Annotated in this window: 14 protein-coding genes; 8 read left to right on the top strand and 6 right to left on the bottom strand. The window is 52.0% G+C overall.

Annotated features, from left to right (window positions below; translation table 11 throughout):
• Positions 1 to 71: 71 nt before the first annotated feature.
• The 7 genes from murG to chrA all read left to right on the top strand — a co-directional run bounded on the left by murG (position 72) and on the right by chrA (position 9,193).
• Positions 72 to 1,166, top strand: coding sequence for an undecaprenyldiphospho-muramoylpentapeptide beta-N-acetylglucosaminyltransferase (murG, locus tag DZK30_RS07185; RefSeq protein WP_240432880.1), 1,095 nt, complete (start codon positions 72 to 74; stop codon positions 1,164 to 1,166).
• Between the two features lie 17 nt (positions 1,167 to 1,183).
• Positions 1,184 to 2,569: a UDP-N-acetylmuramate--L-alanine ligase gene (murC, locus tag DZK30_RS07180; RefSeq protein ID WP_118973454.1), complete on the top strand. Its 1,386-nt coding sequence runs from the start codon at positions 1,184 to 1,186 to the stop codon at positions 2,567 to 2,569.
• Positions 2,566 to 3,735 (top strand): hypothetical protein, encoded by a 1,170-nt coding sequence (locus DZK30_RS07175; protein ID WP_118973453.1) that lies wholly within the window; start codon positions 2,566 to 2,568, stop codon positions 3,733 to 3,735. Before murC ends, DZK30_RS07175 begins: the two co-directional genes overlap by 4 nt.
• 19 nt (positions 3,736 to 3,754) lie before the next feature.
• Complete coding sequence (gene ftsA, locus DZK30_RS07170; protein ID WP_118973452.1) at positions 3,755 to 5,188, top strand: cell division protein FtsA; 1,434 nt, start codon at positions 3,755 to 3,757, stop codon at positions 5,186 to 5,188.
• A gap of 145 nt (positions 5,189 to 5,333) precedes the next feature.
• The gene (gene ftsZ, locus DZK30_RS07165; RefSeq protein ID WP_118973451.1) at positions 5,334 to 6,974 is read left to right on the top strand and encodes a cell division protein FtsZ; all 1,641 of its coding nucleotides are present in this window, start codon (positions 5,334 to 5,336) and stop codon (positions 6,972 to 6,974) included.
• Positions 6,975 to 7,107: 133 nt separating this feature from the next.
• Positions 7,108 to 7,947, top strand: coding sequence for an MBL fold metallo-hydrolase (locus DZK30_RS07160; RefSeq protein WP_118973450.1), 840 nt, complete (start codon positions 7,108 to 7,110; stop codon positions 7,945 to 7,947).
• Positions 7,948 to 7,975: 28 nt separating this feature from the next.
• A complete protein-coding gene (gene chrA / locus DZK30_RS07155; RefSeq protein WP_118973449.1) occupies positions 7,976 to 9,193 on the top strand; it encodes a chromate efflux transporter in 1,218 nt (405 codons plus the stop codon).
• A gap of 77 nt (positions 9,194 to 9,270) precedes the next feature.
• Here the strand turns inward: chrA and DZK30_RS07150 are convergent, their stop codons facing one another.
• The 5 genes from DZK30_RS07150 to DZK30_RS07120 form a co-directional block, all read right to left on the bottom strand.
• Entirely contained in the window at positions 9,271 to 9,528 is a 258-nt protein-coding gene (locus DZK30_RS07150) for a class I lanthipeptide (RefSeq protein WP_118973448.1), read from the bottom strand.
• A gap of 77 nt (positions 9,529 to 9,605) precedes the next feature.
• Positions 9,606 to 10,157: a hypothetical protein gene (locus tag DZK30_RS07145; protein WP_118973447.1), complete on the bottom strand. Its 552-nt coding sequence runs from the start codon at positions 10,155 to 10,157 to the stop codon at positions 9,606 to 9,608.
• 296 nt (positions 10,158 to 10,453) lie between these two features.
• Positions 10,454 to 13,285: an excinuclease ABC subunit UvrA gene (gene uvrA, locus DZK30_RS07135; RefSeq protein ID WP_118973445.1), complete on the bottom strand. Its 2,832-nt coding sequence runs from the start codon at positions 13,283 to 13,285 to the stop codon at positions 10,454 to 10,456.
• Between the two features lie 227 nt (positions 13,286 to 13,512).
• Positions 13,513 to 15,615 (bottom strand): NAD-dependent DNA ligase LigA, encoded by a 2,103-nt coding sequence (gene ligA, locus DZK30_RS07125; RefSeq protein WP_118973443.1) that lies wholly within the window; start codon positions 15,613 to 15,615, stop codon positions 13,513 to 13,515.
• Positions 15,616 to 15,866: 251 nt separating this feature from the next.
• Positions 15,867 to 17,099 carry an aminotransferase class V-fold PLP-dependent enzyme gene (locus tag DZK30_RS07120; protein WP_118973442.1) on the bottom strand — a complete coding sequence of 411 codons (1,233 nt, stop codon included), beginning with the start codon at positions 17,097 to 17,099 and terminating at the stop codon, positions 15,867 to 15,869.
• A 140-nt stretch (positions 17,100 to 17,239) separates the two neighbouring features.
• On the opposite strand from DZK30_RS07120, the gene DZK30_RS07115 reads away from it, so the two are divergent.
• Entirely contained in the window at positions 17,240 to 18,433 is a 1,194-nt protein-coding gene (locus DZK30_RS07115; protein ID WP_118973441.1) for a glycosyltransferase family 4 protein, read from the top strand.
• A gap of 23 nt (positions 18,434 to 18,456) precedes the next feature.
• On the opposite strand, the gene DZK30_RS07110 is transcribed toward DZK30_RS07115, so the two are convergent.
• Entirely contained in the window at positions 18,457 to 19,011 is a 555-nt protein-coding gene (locus tag DZK30_RS07110) for a hypothetical protein (protein ID WP_162902921.1), read from the bottom strand.
• Positions 19,012 to 19,164: the final 153 nt, after the last annotated feature.

Here is a 19,164-nt window from a genome sequence, read left to right as displayed (position 1 = left end):
TGGTAGTGCAGGCGCAATTGAATGGATAGCTACCTTTTAAACTTTAGAATTTACCTTTTGAATTAATATTTATGAAAGTAGTAATAGCAGGCGGTGGTACAGGCGGGCACATTTTCCCGGCGGTGGCTATTGGCCATGCGTTACAAAGGCTGCAGCCCGGAACGGAGCTTCTGTTTGTGGGAGCGAATGGTAAAATGGAAATGGAGAAGATCCCGCAGGAAGGTTTCCGGATCGTGGGGCTGGATATCGCCGGCTTCAACCGGAGCAACCTGCTGAAGAACCTGGCGCTACCCTTCAAGTTGTGGAAAAGCCGGCAGCAGGCCAATAAAGTGATCAGCGATTTTGCGCCGGATGTCGTAGTAGGTGTGGGCGGTTTTGCCAGCTTTCCCATGCTCTATGCAGCACAGGCGAAAGGTATTCCAACTCTGATCCAGGAGCAGAATTCCTTTGCAGGGAAAAGTAATAAGATCCTGGGCAAAAAAGCAAAAGCGATATGTGTAGCCTATGAAGGTATGGAGCGGTTTTTTCCTGCAGACAGGATTATGATCACTGGCAACCCTGTACGGGCCAGCATAGCGCAGTCAAATATCAGCAGGGAGGAAGGCCTGGCTGCTTTCGGGCTCAGCCAGGAACGGAAGACAATACTGGTGGTAGGAGGCAGCCTCGGCGCGAGGAGCATCAACCAGGCCATAGCGCAGCATATACAAGAAATCGCCGGCTGGGAAGTACAGCTTATCTGGCAGACCGGAAAGCTGTTCATCGATCAGGCAAAAAAAGTGACTGAATCCCTGGGTAAGAGAATGATCGCGCAGGAATTTCTTCGCAATATGGAATATGCCTATGCAGCAGCAGATATTGTGGTGTCAAGAGCGGGGGCCCTGGCCAGCGCAGAGCTGTGTATCGCCGGAAAGCCTGTGATCTTCGTGCCTTATCCTTTCGCTGCCGAAGATCATCAGACCAGCAATGCCCTGGCCCTGGTGGAGCATAACGCCGCGATGATGGTAAAGGATAACGAAACCCAGACAGAACTGGTGCGTAAGCTGCAGACCTTGCTGGAGGATGAGAGTATGCAACAGATTATGGCGGCCAATATTGTGAAACATGGTATTAAAGACGCCGATGAACGGATTGCGCGAAAAGTGATCGGGATCAGCGGCCAATTATAGCATTAAGGAACACGACAATGAACATCGCAAATATAAAAACTATCTATTTCATCGGTATCGGCGGCATCGGTATGAGCGCCCTGGCCCGTTTCTTTAAAGAACGGGGCGCCAGGGTAAGCGGCTACGATCGTACTGAAACAGAGCTAACGCTCAGGCTGGCTGCCGAAGGAATGGATATTCATTATGCTGATGATAGCAACCTGCTTGATCAGAAGGCGGAGCTGGTCGTGTACACGCCGGCAGTGCCGGCCGATCACGGAGAGCTGAACTGGTATCGCCAGCATAACTATCCGGTGTTCAAGCGGTCCGATGTATTGCAATGGATTACCGAAAGCATGTTTGCCATTACCGTCGCCGGTACGCACGGTAAAACCACTATCAGCACTATGATTGCTTACCTGCTGAGAGAAACGGGCTACGGCTGTAATGCTTTCCTGGGTGGGATCGCGACCAACTATAATACCAATTATTGGGGCAATGAGCGGAATGTAGCGGTGATCGAAGCCGATGAATATGACCGTAGCTTCCTGAAGCTATGGCCGGATATTGCGGTGCTGACGGCCATGGATGCCGACCACCTCGATATATATGGTGACATTACTGCACTGGAAGATGCCTTTGTACAATATACCAGGAACATCAAACCGGAGGGTACGCTGTGGAGTAAGCATGGTTTAAAGCATGGCGATAAGCTGCAGGCGGCCCACAAGCATACCTACAGCCTTCAGAACGATGCTGCCGGAGCCTATGCCGGTAATGTGCAGATACGCGATGGTGGCTACGACTTCGATGTACATGGCCCCGGCTGGTACCTGCCGCAGCTACGGCTGAATATCGGTGGTATGCACAATGTAGAGAACTGTGTGGTTGCCATATCGGTGGCGAAGCAATTGGAGATCGACGATGCGCTCATCAGGCAGGCGATAGCCGGCTTTAAAGGTGTCAGGCGCCGGTTTGAATACATTGTGAGAAATGAGCAGGTTACCTATATCGACGATTATGCGCATCATCCGGAGGAGTTGGCGGCATTGATCAAAAGCGCTAAAACTTTATTCCCTGATAAGCGTTGTGTGGTGGCATTTCAGCCGCATCTTTTCAGCCGCACCCGGGATTTTGCCGAAGGGTTTGCCCATAGCCTGGACCTGGCAGATGAAGTGTTGCTTCTCGATATTTACCCGGCCAGGGAAAAGTCGATGCCGGGTGTAACCATTGATACGATTGCCGGCTTGATGGCTAATCCCAATCATACCGTGTTATCGAAGGAAGGGCTGGTACGCTATGCGGCTACAGCGCCGCTGGAGCTACTGATCACAGCAGGCGCCGGTGATATCGACAAGTTGGTAATACCTATAAAGGAGGCGATCCTTGACCGGATCAAACAAGCGCAGGATAGCGAAGCATGAGCGAACAAAGGAACATATCGACCAAAAAAGTGATCCGCTTCTCGGTGGGAGCGCTACTCGTTGCCATTTTTATGGTCGCATTGGTGGCTGCGTCGCGTAAGCAAAGCAGCAAGCATATTAATGGACTCGAAGTACATCTGAACGACGATAAAGAATATAGCTTCCTGCAGCGGAAAGACATTGAAACCTTGTTGCTCAGCAACAGGAATATCCGTCTGGCGCAGACCTCGATCGCAGACCTCGACCTGGAGCAGATGGAACGGATTGCCCGTACCAATCCCTGGGTAGCTAATGCAGAGATCTATGTCGATAGCCGGCAGGTGCTGCAGGTAAATATTACCCAGCGCGATCCCGTTGCCCGCATCTTTGATGTGAACGGGGCCAGCTATTATATGGACAGCGCATTGCATACCATGCCCGTGAGCGCCGGCTATGCCTACGCAGCTCCTGTTTTTACCAATGTGCCGGTAACGCGGCAGGACAGCGCCAACCGGCTCTTGCTACATAAGATCGCCAGGATGAGTGAGGTAATCGGCAGGGACAGTTTCTGGCAGGCCCAGGTGACGCAAATAGAAGTGCAGCCGGGCCAGACTTTTGTCGTGATCCCGCTTATAGGCGACCAGCGTATATTGCTGGGCGACACGACCCGGCTGGAAGAAAAGCTGGGCAACCTGCTGGCTTTCTACAAGAATGTATCGAACAAAATAGGCTGGGACCGCTATACGATACTCGACGCCCGTTACAAAGGCCAGGTTGTTGCCAGCCCTTCGATGGGTTGGGTGCCACCCCGGGTTACCGATACGGCGCAGATACCGATGGACGTGCCGGCCACCGCGCCGGGTGCAACGGCGGCAGACGTTAAGCCTGCTGCAACGACGGCTGCAGCTGTTAAGCCTGCAGTAACCACAGCAAAGCCTGTCACGGTAAAACCAACAGTGCAGCCTGCTAAACCATCAGCAACAATAGTAGTGCTGCCTAAGCCGGTTCATAAGCCTGTGCCCGTGAAGGCAGCCCAGACACGGATACAGCAGGCAAAAGCAAAGCCCGCTTTGCAGGCGGCGGCCAGGACAAAAGAGAAGAAAAAGGAAACAAAGGACAATCATAAAAACCCCCAAACGCAAACACCGAAATACATTTACCCAGGTAAGCATTCCGGTAATCGTTAATTTTTTAGAAGTAATCGTTATGAATAGAAAAGAACAACCCATCATCGTCGGCCTTGATATAGGTACTACCAAAGTGGTAGCGATCGCCGGTCGCAAAAATGAATTCGGAAAACTGGAGATACTGGGCTTCGGCAAAGCCGATTCTGCCGGCGTAAGTCATGGGGTGGTGCTGAATATAGAACAATGTATCCGCTCTATTGAGCAGGCCATAGATAAGTGTGTCCAGTCCAACCCTAACCTGGAGATCAATGAGGTGTATGTCGGTATCGCCGGCCAGCACATCAAGAGCCTGCAGACCAGGGGTGACCGGGTGCGTTCTATGACCGACGAAGAGATTACTAAGGAAGACATTGACATGCTGATCAAAGATCAGTATAAGACCTATATCCCTGCTGGCGACCAGATCATCGACATCATCCCGCAGGATTTTATGATCGACAATACGCCCAATATCCTGGATCCGATTGGTATGAGCGGAGTCAAGGTTGGCGCCAATTTTCATATCGTTACCGGCGATCGCAATGCGATCCGAAACATCAAGCGCTGTGTAGATAAATCGGGTCTGAAGACCAACGACCTGGTATTGCAGCCCCTGGCTTCGGCAGCCGCGGTAATGAACAATGAAGACCTGGAAGCGGGTGTGGCTATCGTCGATATAGGCGGTGGTACTACCGATATGGCTGTGTTTTATGATGGCATATTGCAGCATACTGCGGTGATTCCTTACGCCGGCACCAACATTACGAATGATATCCGTCAGGGACTGGGTGTGCTGCGGGCGCAGGCAGAAGCCATGAAGGTGCAATTTGGCATGGCGCTGGCCGATGAAGCGAAGACCAATGCTTACATCACCATCCCGGGTCTGCGGGGCTTACCGCCCAAAGAGATCTCCGTGCGGAATCTGGCCCATATTATCCAGGCCCGTACCGAGGAAATACTTGACTATGTAATGTATCACCTGAAGCAGGTGAACCTGGATAAGCGCCTCTTCGGTGGCATCATCCTTACCGGTGGGGGTAGCCAGCTGAACCACCTGATCCAGCTGACAGAATATAAGACAGGCCTTGGCGCCCGCATAGGGCAGCCCAACGAACACCTGGCCGGTGGTCATCATGAAGCGTTGAATCATCCCATGTACGCGACCTGTATCGGCCTCATCCTGCGGGGATACTCCGACTTCGAGACCGGTAAGCTGAACTTCAACAGCAGCAATAAAGAGATCGGTATTGCGAAGGAAACACCTTCAAAGGACGTATTCATCAAGATGGAACTGCCAAAAGCGGAAAAGCATGTGGAAGAGCCTGCAGCAGCTGTTTATGAAACACCCGAACAACGCCTCGAAAAGCAGGAGCGGAACAATAAGCGTTCCGAAACCATAAAAAAAGTCTTCAACCAGATCAAGAACGGCTTCATGAGCTTCTTTGAAGAGCCCGAAGATCAGAAGATGGAATAACAACCGTATTCCGGCCCGGGAAGAAGAAGGTTCCGGCCGTCAATATAAAGCGTCATAAAAAAAGACCGGTGCAAAACCATTAATTACTAACCCATCGATCAACATTCTGTACGGAATGGCGACAACATTAAAACAACAGTAGCATATGATACACTTTGAAATCCCTAAAAATCAATCATCGATCATTAAGGTGATCGGTGTGGGCGGCGGCGGCGGCAACGCGGTAAACTACATGTACAATTTAGGCATTGACGGTGTGGATTTCATCGTCTGCAATACAGACTCCCAGGCCCTTGCCCAGAGCCCGGTACCCAACAAGATACAGCTGGGACCACACCTGACACAAGGACTCGGCGCCGGCGCCAATCCCGAGATTGGTAAACAGGCGGGAGAAGAGTCGGTAGACGAAATATCCAAGATACTGAAGGTAAACACGCGCATGGCCTTTATTACTGCGGGCATGGGCGGCGGTACCGGTACCGGCGGTGCACCCATCATCGCCAAGGTTTGCCGGGAGCTGGGTATTCTTACTGTTGGTATTGTAACCACGCCCTTTGCCTACGAAGGCCGCAAGCGGCTTAAGCAGGCCCAGGACGGTATTGCCTCCATGAGGGAGCATGTGGATACTATCCTTATTATTTCCAACGATAAGCTGCGTCAGCAATACGGCAACCTGCCCTTTACACAGGCATTCTCCAAGGCCGACAATGTGCTGGCTACCGCAGCGAAATGCATCACGGACCTCATCACTGTCGACGGTAAAGTAAACCTTGACTTCAACGATGTGCAGACCGTAATGAAGAGCGGAGGCGTGGCCATTCTCGGCAGCGCTATGGCGAGCGGCGAAGGCCGTGCACGCCAGGCGGTAGAAGAAGCGTTGAGCTCTCCCCTGTTGAACGACAGCGAGATTGAAGGCGCTCAGTGGATACTGCTTAACGTTACCTCTGCAGCAGGCAATCACGAGCACACGCTCGACGAGTTGGAGATCATCCAGGGCTACGTACAGCAACAGGCCGGCAATACCTGCGACATCATTCTTGGTATGGGACACGATCCCAACCTGGAAGAGAATATAGCCGTAACCATTATCGCTACCGGTTTTCATCATCACGAGATCAATACCGATATTCTCGACCGCAAGCAGCCGGTACAGGAAAAGATCATCGTGCCGCTGGGCCAGGCCGGTGCAGAAGCGCTGGTGGAAGCCAAGGCTCCTGAAATGCCCAAGCCTGCAGCCGATCCTATGGCTCCGGTACTGGTAGAAGCGCCTACCGCTTACTACCAGGCGCCAGCCCCAGCTCCTGCCCCCCTGCCGGAACCCGCTCCTGTAGCAGAGGTCAGGACTACGTTAAACCTGGAGTTGCCCAAAATGGAAGAGCCCAAAGTAGCAGCACCGGAACCAAAGCCTCAGGAATATAAGGCGCCGGAACTAGAGTTGATCATTAAGAACGAAGAGCCGCCCGTACAACAGGAAGCAGCTAAACGCGGCGATCGCTACCTTACTGCCGATGAGATAGAAGAACAACGTCGCTTTGAAGAGCAAAAGAAGGCGTTGGAAGAGCGTGCCGACCGCCTGCGCCGTATGAGCTTCAATGTTCAGGGTACTGAAAACGCCAGCGAGGTTGAAAATGTGCCGGCTTATATGCGTCGCCAGACCAACCTCGACAATACGGTGAACTCTTCGGATAACTTTTTGTCCGGATATTCCATCAATGCCGACAAAGACGGTAAGCAAGGGAATATCAGCACCATCAACACTTTCCTTGATGGAAAGAAACCGGATTAGTGACTGATCCGCTATATGGCTAACAAAAGGCGTCCTGTTTTCGGGACGCCTTGCCTTTTATCAAGAGGTATGATAAACTTGGCGCACCCTTATCTATTTACTACTTTTAACCTCTCAAAACACGCTCATCTTTATGCAACTGTATACGATCGATACCGGACTGTTCAAGCTCGACGGCGGCGCCATGCATGGCGTAGTGCCCAAGTCTTTGTGGAATAAGGTCAACCCTGCCGATGAAAGCAATATGTGCTCCTGGGCCATGCGTTGTCTGCTGGTGGAACACGATGGCCGGCTGATCCTGGTAGATACGGGTATTGGCAACAAGCAGGATGAAAAATTCTTCGGGCATTATTACCTGCATGGCGACGACACCCTGGAACGTTCGATACAGGCCAAAGGTTTTTCGATGGACGATATCACCGATGTATTCCTTACCCACCTGCATTTCGATCATGTGGGCGGCGCCGTTAAAAGAGAAGGGGACCGCCTGGTGCCTACTTTCAGAAATGCTACCTACTGGAGCAATAAAGCACATTGGGACTGGGCCGTTCATCCTAATGACCGGGAGAAAGCTTCCTTCCTTAAAGAGAATATATTGCCCCTGGAAGAAAGTGGACAGCTACAGTTTGTTGAGACCAGAGAAGGAGAGGAGTGGCTGCCTGGTTTCCGTATCCGTTATGTGCAGGGACATACCGAAGCCATGATGCTGCCGCAGATCCGCTATAAAGACAAAACGATATTGTATGCGGCGGACCTTTTGCCCAGCATGCATCATATTCCCTTGCCCTGGATCATGGGCTACGATATGCGCCCGCTGGACACGCTTAATGAGAAGAAACGTTTATTGGCTGAAGCTGCATCCGGCGACTGGCTGCTGTTCTTTGAACATGATTATAAAAACGAGCTGTGCAACCTGCAGCAGACCGACAAAGGCATTCGTTCCGGGGATGTAATCCGTTTAGCAGCGCTTTAAACAAACATCTTTTAGCTTATTTCCCTACATGTTCCTGCGCCATATCCCTTTCCTCAAGGCAGTCTTCGCCTATTCGCTTACGGCCTTCGGCGGACCGCAGGGGCATATTGGTATGATGGTAAAGACCTTTGTGCGTAAGCGGAAAGATGTAACCGAGGAAGAACTGATCGAATACAATTCCTTTTGCCAGATGCTGCCCGGCCCCTCGTCTACGCAGACCGTGATGCTGATCGGGTGGAAGCGTGGCGGTATTCCGCTAGCCATCGTTACGCTGCTCATATGGATATTGCCGGCAACCTTGCTGATGTCGGCTTTTTCTTTCCTCGTCTATTTTCTCGATACAAAGTCCATACAGCAAAATCTTTTCCTGTATGTACGGCCTATGTCAGTAGGCTTTGTCTGTTATGCCGCCATCAACATGATGCAGCGCAGCGTATCCAATAAAATGACGCTGGCGATTATGATCGGTGGAGGCATACTCACGGTGCTCATACGATCGCCTTGGCTTTTCCCCGTATTGCTCTTGATTGCCGGCATTCTTACCAATTTCAGCAATAAACGCATTGTAAACAAGGTAGAAAAACCCAAGCCGGTCAAGTGGATCAACCTGCTGGTATTTGCATTGGTGTTTATAGCCGCTGGTGTGGTCAGCGAGATCGCCCGTCACCAGCAATGGGAGCACCGCCGTATCGTAAACCTGTTCGAGAATTTTTACCGTTTCGGCAGCATCGTATTTGGTGGAGGGCAGGCGCTGATCCCTATGATGCTGGTACAGTTTGTGAGCCTGCCTGCCAAGCGTGGCTTTACGCCTTATATGACGCCGGGCGAACTCATGACCGGCTTCGGCCTGGTACAGGCCATGCCGGGGCCGGTGTTCTCCGTTTGCGCCTTCGTGGGTGGTTTGGCTATGAGCAAGTTTGGACCGGTCTGGCAGGCCGCAGGCTGCCTGGTCAGCATCATCGCCATCTTTCTGCCGAGCACCTTATTGCTCCTTTTTCTTTTTCCTGTATACCAGAACCTCAAGCAGCATGTGGTGATCTACCGTTCGCTGGAAGGCATCAATGCCGTGATCGTAGGTGTGATATGGGCTTCGGGCATCATCCTTTTTATGGAGATCAACAGGACGGGCTTCGACTTCATGAGCTTAGTGGTCGTCATCATCACCTTCTGCCTGCTGCAATTCACCCGTATACCGGCGCCGCTCATCGTGCTGGGCTGGCTGTTGCTGGGCTGGACACTGCATTGATGCTATCGCCGGATATATGGTATAAAAAAGAGCCCGTTGCCGGGCTCCTTTAGTAAAGCTTGTTTTCGTAGTGAGCATTAGCAAACCTGGCAGGTAACGATCGAATCGCAAATGCAGTTGGTGACCCAATCGCAGGTTCCCCCATCCGAAGGGCCAGGGCATCCGACGGTATCAAACTGGCAACCTGCGTTTAGAGTGACATCTATCGGAGGGATAGGGTTGTCGTCGCTGCAGCGGAAAAACGTACCGCCACCCAGGATGTGCTTACGGTCCAGTTTGCTGATCACCTGTTTGTTTAGCGTTAGTTTCTTCAGGCTTACTTGTTTTTTCTTCATAAAAAGGTGTTTCAAGCAAAGCTGAAGTTTTTCTCCAGGCTGATCAATACCCTATCCCGGGCATATTTGTTTACCGGTTACCGGGTAGGCTTCTTCGCCGTTGTAGACACTTTCTTCTTAGGCTGATTCTTCGGCGCAGGATCTGGCATCCTTATCATACCCATGATTTGCGGCTTAAAGGTATCAACCTGTGGCACAGCTTGAGGTTTAGCGGTATCCGCCGGCTGCATTACTGCCGGTTCGCCCAGGAGCTGCTGTTGTGGTTGTTGGGTTACTTTAATCTTACCTACTACCTTCTGAGCATGCGTTTCCTGCACACTGCCCAGGCCAAAGTAAAGCACGATCACGGCAGCTATTTTGCGCAGCAGCGGCATTGCCGAGCGGAATACACCCTGCAGCAATTCCTGTTGTGAAGGCGCCGGCACGCTTGCTACTTGTTCCGCATTAAAGCGTCCGCAAACCCTTTCGCCATTTTTGTTCTGCAGGTAGGCCAGGATGCTTTCGTTGTCCCAGGTGGAAAAATCGACTACGGTCTTGCAGCAGCTCAGGCAATGCCTGCCCTGCTCTTCCCGTAACATATTGTCCCAGTTCTCATGACAGGGTTTCGGAATATGGATGCTGTTATTCATGTTCTTAAGCTTTTATAACAACAGGATGAGATCACAAACCAAATTCCACAAGGGAACCGGATATTTTTTTGCCAGGGAAAACACTTTCCTGTTTTTCATCATGCCGCATGACATTGTCTGCGGTGGCACGGCTTGCCGGTCAGAACGCGATAGCGGTTTGAACGGTGGGAGGCAGCATCTGTTTCATGGCCGATGTAGCCGGAGTGTAACAAAAAATAAAAGGCTCAAGCCTGTTTGCACGCCGGATCGCTCCATGCAACAGGCTTGAGCCTTTTTAGGGCAATTGCCGCTTATGTTTATAAGTACTGCGCCGTATGGCTCTCTTTTACCTGCTTGATGCCGTCCGGCTCGCCGCTGTACAGAAGCTGTCCGCCACCGGCGCCGCCTTCCGGCCCAATGTCGATAAGCCAGTCGGCATTACGGATCACATCGGTATTGTGCTCGATTACGATAATGGAATGACCGTGCTCGATGAGTTCGTTGAACGAACGCAGCAGTTTGTTGATGTCATGAAAGTGCAGACCAGTAGTAGGCTCGTCAAAAATGAACAGGATCTTTTCTTTGGTGACGCCCCTGCCCAGGAAAGAGGCGAGCTTAACGCGCTGCGCTTCTCCACCGCTAAGGGTATTGCTCGACTGACCCAGTTTTACATAGCCCAGTCCCACGTCGCTTAAGGGCTGCAGCCTCTGGGCCAGCACTTTCTCGTCTTTAAAGAAATCGATCGCCTCATCTACGCTCATCTCCAGTACATCGTGGATGCTCTTTTCACGATAGGTCACTTCCAGCACCTCGTCTTTAAAACGTTTGCCCTTACAGCTTTCGCACAGCAGGTGCACATCGGCCAGGAACTGCATTTCCACGATCACCTCGCCCTCGCCTTTGCAGGTATCACAGCGGCCGCCGTCTACGTTGAAGGAAAAATGCTTGGGCTGGAAACCCCGCATCTTCGCTATTCTTTGTTTGGCAAAAAGGTTGCGGATCTCGTCGTAAGCTTTGATATAAGTTACCGGATTGCTGCGGCTCGACTTGCCTATGGGGTTCTGGTCCACCATTTCCACCTGGGCGATGCTCTTGAGGTCGCCGCCAAGCGAACGGTGTAGCCCCGGCCGGTCGGTACCCTCGCCGAAATGCTTCATCAGCGCGGGATACAGGGTCTGTTTTACGAGCGTGGTCTTGCCCGATCCACTGACACCGGTCACCACGCACAGCATATTCAGCGGGAAAGCAACATCAATGTTCTTGAGGTTATGTTGCCGGCAGCCTTCCAGCTTAATAAACTGTATCGCTCTGCGTTTAACGGGCTTCTGCGTCTCTTTGCGGCTGATCACCCTGAGCGCACCGGAAAGATATTGGCCGGTAAGGCTTTTGGGGGCTTTCAGTATTTCGGGATAGCTGCCGCTGGCAATCACTTCACCACCCAGATGTGACGCTAATGGCCCCATGTCGATAATGTAGTCGGCTTCTTCCATCATCATCTCATCGTGCTCTACCACCACTACCGTATTGTTGAGGTCGCGTAAATGCTTCAGCACTTTGATCAGCCGGGCGGTATCCCTGGGATGTAAGCCTATGCTGGGCTCATCCAGTATATATAACGAATCGGTAAGGTTGCTGCCCAGGAATTTGGTCAGCTGTATACGCTGGCTTTCACCGCCGGAAAGCGAATTGGCCAGGCGGTTAAGTGTAAGATAGTTCAAGCCCACATCCAGTAAGGTTTTTAGCCTTTGGTTGATCTCTATGAGGATACGGGTAGCGATGGTTTGCTCATGCGGCGTAAGCTTGATGCGCTCAAACCAGGTATTGAGATCCGATACCGGCATGTCGCTTAAGGCAGCAATGTGCTCGCCGTTGATCTTTACATACAAGGCATCGGGTCTCAGGCGGGTACCGTTGCAGGTAGGGCATTTGGTGCGGCCGCGGTAGCGGGCCTGCATCACACGGTACTGGATCTTGTACAGGTTCTGCTCCACCATTTTGAAAAAATCGTCGATCCATTTTTGCAGTACGGTACTTTGCTCTGCGTTCAGGTCCGATACCGGCTTGTGTATAGGAAAGCCTTTTTTGCCTTCCGTACGAATGAATGAGTCTTTCCATTCCGACATCTTTTCTCCCTTCCAGCAGACTACAGCATCTTCATAGACGCTGAGTCCCTTGTCGGGGATCACCAGGTCCTCGTCGATACCCAGCACCTGTCCGAAACCTTCGCATACGGGGCAGGCACCATAAGGGTTGTTGAAGGAAAAGAAATTGGGGCTGGGCTCCTCGAAGGTCATGCCGTCGGCCTCAAAGCGGTTGTTGAAGGTATGCAGCTTGGCGCCGCCGGTCTCAAGCAGACATTCGCCATCACTCTCGTAAAATGCCGTTTGTACAGAGTCGGCAATACGGTGCAAGTCGTCCTCATCAAAGTCATCTTTAGCAACGATACGGTCGATCAACAGGTAGATCTGCGCCTTGGTACCCGGCATCAGGGCGTCATTTTCCAGCACATCCTCGATACGGACTACCTCGCCGGCCGCATTTTTCTTTTCCTGCACATAGATCCTTGAAAAGCCCTTCTGCAGCAGGATATTCATCTCTTCCGCTGCACTACGGCCGCTCAGCGTACGGAAAGGCACCATGATCTGTATCTTAGTCCCGGAAGGCATACTTTTAATAAAATCCACCACATCGGTTACGTCGTCTTTCTTCACTTCTTTGCCTGAGACGGGAGAATAGGTCCGCCCCACGCGTGCATAGAGAAGACGCAGGTAATCCTGCAGCTCGGTCATCGAGCCTACGGTAGACCGTGGGGTACGCGTGGTCACCTTTTGCTCGATAGCTATGGCCGGGCAAATGCCTTTGATAAAATCGACATCGGGCTTGTCCATACGCATCAGGAACTGGCGGGCGTAGGCGCTCAGGCTTTCTGCATAGCGGCGCTGGCCTTCGGCGAATAAAGTATCCATGGTCAGGGACGACTTGCCCGAACCGGATACACCCGTGACCACCACAAGCTTGTTGCGGGGGATCGAAACGGTAATATTTTTCAGGTTGTGCATGCGCGCACCTTGTATCACAATGGCGTCCTGCTCTGGTGCTGCTGCTGTCGTTTTGGCTCTTTTCTTCGGAGGGGCTCCTGTTGCTGGCATGGATTATTTTGCTTGAATGAATATAGGTTTCCAGGGGAAACCCATCGTTGCGGAACTTAAAAGTTCCAGGAACGTAAAGTTACGATATGCCTGTGGCAGCGCGATATTTTTTTGTTTGATCTGGCCATTAGCCGTCCCGCATGGATATACGCGGTATTTTTTGTATATTACTATAGCAGCGCGCCTTTCCGGTAGGAAAAGCGCGCTGCTATACAAGGTCTAGTAATTTATTCTTTAATGAGTTCCAGGAACTCCTGCTCGGTGAGCACTTTCACCGTACCCAGCTTTTTGGCCTTTTCCAGCTTGGATCCGGCATCTTCTCCCACGATAAGGTAATTGAGCTTGCTGCTGACACCGCTGAGCAATTTACCGCCGCGTTCTTCCACCATAACTTCGGCGTCGTTACGCTTGAAATGGGATAGTGTGCCGGTAAACAGGAAGGTCTTGCCGCTAAGGGCGCCGTCTTCAGTAGCGGCATTGCGCTTATGCGTGTTGGTGAGCGTGAGGCCCAGGGCCTCCAGCTCATTCAGCAGATGGACATTTTCATGTGTCTGGAAAAACTGGTGTACCGAACCGGCCACTTTGGGGCCAATATCTTCCAGGGTACACAGTTGTTCAACCGACCAGGATGCAAAATCCTGAAGATGGTCGATGGCATTGGCCAGCGTCTTGGCTGTCGTTTCTCCCACATAGCGGATACCCAAACCGAATATAAGCCGGTTGAGCGATTGCTGCTTGGACTTTTCAATAGCCTGTTGCAGGTTCACCACCGATTTTTCACCAAACTTATCCAGCTGTCGTATGGCATCGAAGTCGATCTTATAAATGCCGGCAATATCTTTCAACAGACCCATCTCGTAGAAACGGCGGATATTGGCATCACCCAGGCTACGGATGTCCATGGCGTCTTTCGAAGCAAAATGGATAATACGCTCTACCACCTGTGCCGGACAGCTAAGGTTGATGCAGCGCCAGGCAGCCTCGCCTTCGGGCTTAAAGAGATCTTCGGAACAAACAGGGCATTGACGGGGAAAAATGATCTCCTGCTCGGTACCGTCGCGCAGCTCTGGATTCGATTTGACGATATAAGGGATCACATCGCCGGCACGTTCCACCAGCACGGTATCACCGATCTTGAGGTCTTTCTCTTTGATCACTTCTTCATTGAACAGGGATACGCTGGTTACCGTAACACCGCCGATGGGTACGGGATCGATCTTGGCTACCGGGGTAATGCTGCCGGTGCGGCCCACCTGGAATTCTACACGCTGCAATTTGCTGGTGGCCTGCCGGGCTTTGAATTTATAGGCTATGGCCCAGCGTGGGTGATGGGTGGTCATGCCCAGTTGATCCTGTATGTCCAGGTGGTTGATCTTGACCACCATGCCGTCGATCTCAAAAGGCAGATCATCGCGATGCTGCTCAAAGTCGAGGCAATAATCGATCACCTCATCTATGGTGTTGCAGCGCTTCATGCTCTTTACCGGTGAGTTGAAGCCCATACTGTACAGCCATTCCAGTGTGCCGTAGTGGGTAGTGAGCACTTCAGGATCGGGTTGGTTGTTCTCTGTGGTATGGTAGCTCACATGGTACAGCACAGCGCTGAGGCCTCTTTTGGCAACCTCCCTGGGATCGAGCATACGCAAGGTGCCCGAAGCGGCATTGCGCGGATTGGCCAATGGGGCCAGGCCTTCGGCCACCCTTTGCTCGTTGTATTTCTTAAAGGTTTCCTTGTGTATGATTACCTCGCCTCTTATTTCCAGCGACTGGACATGCTGCTTCGACAAGGGCGCCGAAAGCGGGATCGATTTGATCTGCCGTATATTGGGGGTAATGTCTTCGCCCATGATACCATCGCCGCGCGTCGCGCCCCGCACCAGCTTATCGTCCTCGAAATACAGCGAAATGCCGGCGCCGTCATACTTAGGTTCGACCGTATACTCGATGTGGTCCACCTTCGCGCCTTCGCGGCAACGGCGGTCCCATTCTCTCAAGTCGTTGGCGTTATAGGAATTTTCCAGGCTGAGCATCGGTACCAGGTGTGCGACGGCATTAAACTGTTCGCTCAGGCCCAGGGCAATGCGTTGTGTGGGCGAGTCGGCGCTCACAAGATCGGGATGAGCGGCCTCGATATCTTTCAGCTGGCGGAACAGGGCATCGTATTCGGCGTCGGCCAGTACGGGGTTGTCCTGCACATAATATTTCCAGTCGTTGTAATTGATCACTGCCCGCAGGCGGTCTATCTTTTCAGAAGGGATTTCCGTGTCGGTATGGCCCAGCAGCTCTTTGGCCCAGAGGGAAAGGCGCTGTTCGTCTTCGGATTGGTACATGTGGAGCGTCTTGTCTGTAATGAGCAATTATCAGTGGCAATCGTTAGTTGGCAAAGATCAGTAATTCCCCAAATAACAGTATCACGCACAGGAATTATATTCATATGGGCGTCGATGCAGGCAAGCTTCCCATCCCGCTGGAAATTACTTAACCGCCACTAACCATCAATTATCTGACGGCCCATTGCCCATTACCTGCTTTCTCATCGCTGACACTTCCATTGCCCACTTTCCACCTGCCAACCCGTTATTTACCCCAGCATCGCTGCGCTTTTTTTAATGCCTTCCACCAGGCGATCCACTTCTTCTTTGGTATTGTAAAAGGAGAAGGATGCTCGTACCGTGCCGGGTATATTGAAAAATTCCATTACCGGCTGGCAGCAATGGTGACCGGTGCGTACAGCTATGCTTTGCTTGTCCAGCAGCTCGCCCAGGTCGAAAGGATGTATGCCTTCCACCAGGAAAGAAATGGTGCCGGCTTTTTCTTTTGGCTGGCCGATGATGCGCAGCCCTGGAATTGTTTGCAGCCGCTCCGAGGCATATTGCATCAGCTCATGCTCGGCTTCTATGATGGCTTCCAGCCCGATCTCGTTCACATAATCCAGCGCGGCGCCCAGGCCTATGATGCCCGATACATCGGGCGTGCCGGCTTCAAACTTAAAAGGCAGGTCGGCCCATGTGGTTTTGGCAAAAGTCACCTGCTTGATCATTGAGCCGCCGCCCTGGTAGGGCGGCATCTCGTTCAGCAGGCTTTCTTTGCCGTACAATACGCCTACACCCGTAGGTGCATAGATCTTGTGCCCGCTGAATACCAGGAAATCCACGTCCAGCGACTGTACATCAACAGGCGTATGCTGTATCGCCTGTGCCGCATCGAGCAGTACCGGTACCTGACGGGCATGCGCCCTGGCAACAAGCTCCTGCACGGGATTCACGGTGCCCAACGAATTGGAGACCCAGGTAAGCGCTACGATCTTCGTTTTTTCCGAAAACAGCTTTTCATACTCGTCCAGCATCAGGTCGCCGTTGGCGTCCATCGGAACCACTTTGAGCACCGCTCCGCGATCCTCACAGGCCAGCTGCCAGGGAACGATATTGGAATGATGCTCCATGGCAGAAATAATGATCTCGTCGCCGGGTTGCAGAAACCTTTTGCCAAAAGAATATGCCACCAGGTTAATGCTTTCCGTAGTGCCACGGGTAAAGATGATCTCGTGATCATGCCGGGCATTGATAAATTGCGCTACTTTCCTGCGGGCAGCCTCCTGGCCGTCTGTCGCCTTCTGACTCAAAAAATGAACGCCACGATGCACATTGCTGTTGTAGCTGCGATAATACTCTTCCAGGGCCTGTAGCACAGGGAGCGGTTTCTGCGTTGTGGCACCGTTGTCGAAATACACTACCGGCCTGCCATAGACCTCTGTTTGCAGCAGGGGGAAATCTGCCCTTATTTTGGCTATATCCAGTTTTGTCGTTGCAGACATATTGTTTTATTTTAAGAAATGATGTTGTGCCGGCAGCAGGCTCACCATGCCTGCCTGTGGCGCCGCTGCAAAGTTAGGCAAAAGGGAAAGGGAATCGTTATCTTGCAGCGCCAAATGTCATATCGTTTCTTTATCTGCCTATGAAGATCCTGCAGCTGGTCAACCGGATACCTTATCCCCTCAACGACGGGGGCAGCATCGGCATTCACTACTATACCGAAGGCTTTCTGCAGGCAGGCGTATCGCTCAGCATGCTGGCGATGAATACCACACGGCATTGGGTCGATACCGCAGCCTTGCCGCCGCTGTACGGGGAGCTGGACCATTTCGAAGCGATAAAAGTCGATAACCACATTAAGCCACTGGATGCCTTGCTGAACCTGTTCAAAGACACCTCCTACAATATCGATCGCTTTATTTCGCCGGAGTACGAACAGGCGCTGATCCGGCTGCTGCAGCGGGAAACGTTTGATGTGGTGCAGCTGGAGGGCCTGTATGTGGTTCCTTATGTCAATGTGATAAGGCAATACAGCAAGGCAAAGATCAGTATCCGGCAGCATAATATCGAGTACCGCATCTGGGAGCGCCTGGCTGCCCGGGCCCGCAACCCTTTGAAGAAAGCCTACCTGAAATTGCTCACCCGGCGATTGAAGCAATTTGAGCTGCAGCACCTGCAGGATTACGACCTTATACTACCTATTTCCCGCGAAGATGCCCGCCTGTACAAGGCTCTGGGTACTGAGCAACCGATGTTCCTTCATCCCTTCGGCATTGAGGTGGACAAAGTGCCCTATTGTCCCTCGGATAGCCAGCCGCTAAGCCTGTACCATATTGGTGCTATGGATTGGCTGCCCAACCAGGAGAGTGTCGACTGGTTGCTGGAAAAAGTAATGCCCCTGGTGCGCAAGCACCTGCCGGGAACAACACTCTACCTGGCAGGCCGTAATATGCCGGAGCGTTATTTGCGCCTGAAGGCGCCTCAGGTAACAGTCCTGGGCGAAGTGCCTGATGCGCTGGCCTTTGAACGGGACAAAAGCATACTCGTTGTGCCCTTGCTGTCGGGCGGCGGCGTACGGATCAAGATCTTCCAGGGTATGGCGATGGGGAAGACCATTGTTACCACACCAATGGGCCTTGAGGGTATTGAAGCGCAGGATGGCGAGCATGTTATGCTGGCCCATACACCGGAAGATTTTGTACAGCGGATAGCTGAACTGGTCCGGCAACCAGGTAAAATACAGGAATTGGGCGCGGCGGCGCGACAGCTGATGGAGGAGAAATACGACCGGAAGCGGCTTATTGCGGCATTGCTGGAGCGTTATGCCGCCTTATAACGGACAAAGGCTTGTGACAGGCGCTATTCATTCAGTTTCCTGAGGCTGCCGTCGAGATTGTAGACAAAATTGTAGCTTTTGTTCTGCTTCTTGCTTTCGAAAGATATTGCGTAATAGATCCCTTCTTCTTTCGTATTCATCTGCTGGCTGGCTTTAATTTGCGCCAGGATAACCTGCGCATCATCGGCTCCTTTTGCGGCCAATTGCTTGCGGGAGACGTCCATGAGGTCGCCCAGCTTGCCCAGGCTTATCTCTTTGTCCAGCTGGAACATGAAGGACTTGGGCGCTGCGCCCTGTATGGATAAGGTTATATCGGCCTTTTTGTCCCAGAAACCGTGAAATTGCGACCATTGCTCCTGCTTCAGCGAATTGGGGTCTTTGGTGAGGTCTACTGTAACCACATCGTCCGATCCGCCACTGTTGGCCAGCTCGATGCTGGTATACCAGGCATTGGCGTTAAATTCCTCTTTCAGTTCCTTGTTGAGCTTTTCCATGCCGGCACGGTTGTGCTCAAAGCCGCTTTTGCAGGAAAACAGGAACAAGGGGAGCGTCAGTAGCAGCAAAATGAATGATCGCATAGAGATGTATTTTTTAGCATAGTTGTAAATATACTGATGAATTCCATAAAGCGTGCCTGAGCGCCTCTTGTAAGTATCGATTTTGACGCGTTGGTGACCATTGCGGGGCCTTCCCAGGCTAACAAATCTTTATATTTTGGTTACACAAAACTC

Origin of the sequence: Taibaiella koreensis, assembly GCF_003545715.1 — a bacterium.
Taxonomy (GTDB): Bacteria; Bacteroidota; Bacteroidia; order Chitinophagales; family Chitinophagaceae; genus Taibaiella; species Taibaiella koreensis.
Note: the sequence above shows the minus strand (reverse complement) of the source record. Positions and strands in the feature narration are given on the sequence as shown.